This window comes from Spirillospora sp. NPDC049652, assembly GCF_040675125.1.
In the GTDB taxonomy this organism is placed as follows: domain Bacteria; phylum Actinomycetota; class Actinomycetes; order Streptosporangiales; family Streptosporangiaceae; genus Spirillospora.
The window spans coordinates 1-1,587 of the sequence record NZ_JBFAOF010001317.1; the positions used below are offsets into that span (position 1 = coordinate 1).

Sequence of the window (1,587 nt, forward strand, 5' to 3'; positions counted from 1 at the left end):
CTCGCCCCCGGCGACGACGACGGGCACGCCCGACTGCGCGAGCGCGCGGCGCAGCGTCGGCACCTGCCGCACCGCGCTCCGGACGAGCACCGCCATCCGCGACCAGGGCACGCCGTCCAGCAGGTGGGCGCGGCGCAGCTCGTCGGCGACGAGCGCCGCCTCCTGGCTCTCCGAGTCGGCGATGACGGCGCGGACCTCGCCCGCGATCTGCTCGTCCGCCTCGCTCGGCGCGCCCTCCGCGGCGGCCGCGTCAGGGAGTTCGGACGGGTGGCGGAGGGCCCGGTGCTCGGCGGCGAGGGCCGTCCCGGCGGGGAGGCGGCGCGCGATGCGGCGGGACGCGGCGAGCACCTCGGGCGCCATCCGGCGGGACGTGCGCAGCGCGACGACCGGCGCGGGCTCGCCGGACGGCGTGCGGAAGCGCTGCGGGAACTCCAGGATGCCGCGCACGTCCGCGCCCCGGAAGCCGTAGATCGACTGGTCCGGGTCGCCGACGACGACGAGGTCGCGGCCGTCGCCCGCCAGGTGCCGCAGCAGCGCCTCCTGGGCGGGGTCGGTGTCCTGGTACTCGTCCACGAACACCGCGTCGTAGGCGTCCCGCTCGCGGATCCGGACCTCCTCGTCGGCCAGCGTCCCGGCCGCGATGTGGATCAGCTCGCCGTAGTCGAAGGTCGGCGTCGGGTCGAGCGCGAACCGGTCGCCGTAGCGGTCGATGAACCCGGCGACCGCGGGCCAGTCGTCGCGGCCGCGCAGCCTGCCGAGGTGCTCCAGGTCCTCCGGGAGGACGCCGCGCTCGCCCGCGCGCAGCATGAAGTCGCGCAGCTCCTCGGCGAACCCGCGGGTGGCGAGGGTCTCGTGCAGCCGCTGCGGCCAGTCGCGCGCGCCGTCCATCAGCTCGCCCTGGAGCAGCCGCCGGACCTCCAGCAGCTGCTCGGGGCCGGTCAGCAGCCGCGGCGCGGGCTCGTCGTTGAGGACGGCGTCGCGGCGCAGCAGCGCGTAGGCGTAGCTGTGGAAGGTGAGGGCGAGCGGCGTGCGGGTGGTGCGGCGCAGCCGGCCGGTGATCCGCTCGCGCAGCTCCCCGGCGGCCTTGCGGCTGAAGGTGAGCACGAGCACCCGCTCGGGATCGACGCCCCGGTTCTCGATCCGGTCGACGACGGCCTCGACGATCGTGGTGGTCTTGCCCGTGCCCGGCCCGGCCAGCACCAGCAGCGGACCGCCCGCATGCTCGACCACCGCGCGCTGCCGCTCGTCCAGAGCGGGCGCGGCGGTACGCGCGGGACCCGTGCGGCGCACGAGACGATAGGAGGCTGCTGACACGACCCTCAATTGCAGCAGATGATCAGGACTCCCCCGACCACCTCCGCCGCATGTCGCCCATGTGCCGCAGGGTGAGCGTCCGGCCACACATCCCCCACCTGGGGCGGGACGCCCCATCGTCGCGGCCCCCGGGCGTCCCGGCCCGCGCCGCGACGCGTTCGGCATGGGTTCAGCCGCCGTTCGGCGTCTTTCCGGCCGGCCGGGGAGTTTCAGCCGGGATCAGCGGGCACGTTGGCGGTACGGTGCCCGCAGATCGGCGCCCGCGGCGCGGCG

General features: G+C 76.2%; 1 protein-coding gene. It reads right to left on the reverse strand.

Going from position 1 to position 1,587, the window contains the following annotated elements:
• Window positions 1–1,290: ATP-dependent helicase (locus AB0J52_RS39785; protein WP_500188317.1), on the reverse strand; the 1,290-nt coding region annotated here is incomplete at its 3' end.
• Window positions 1,291–1,587: the final 297 nt, after the last annotated feature.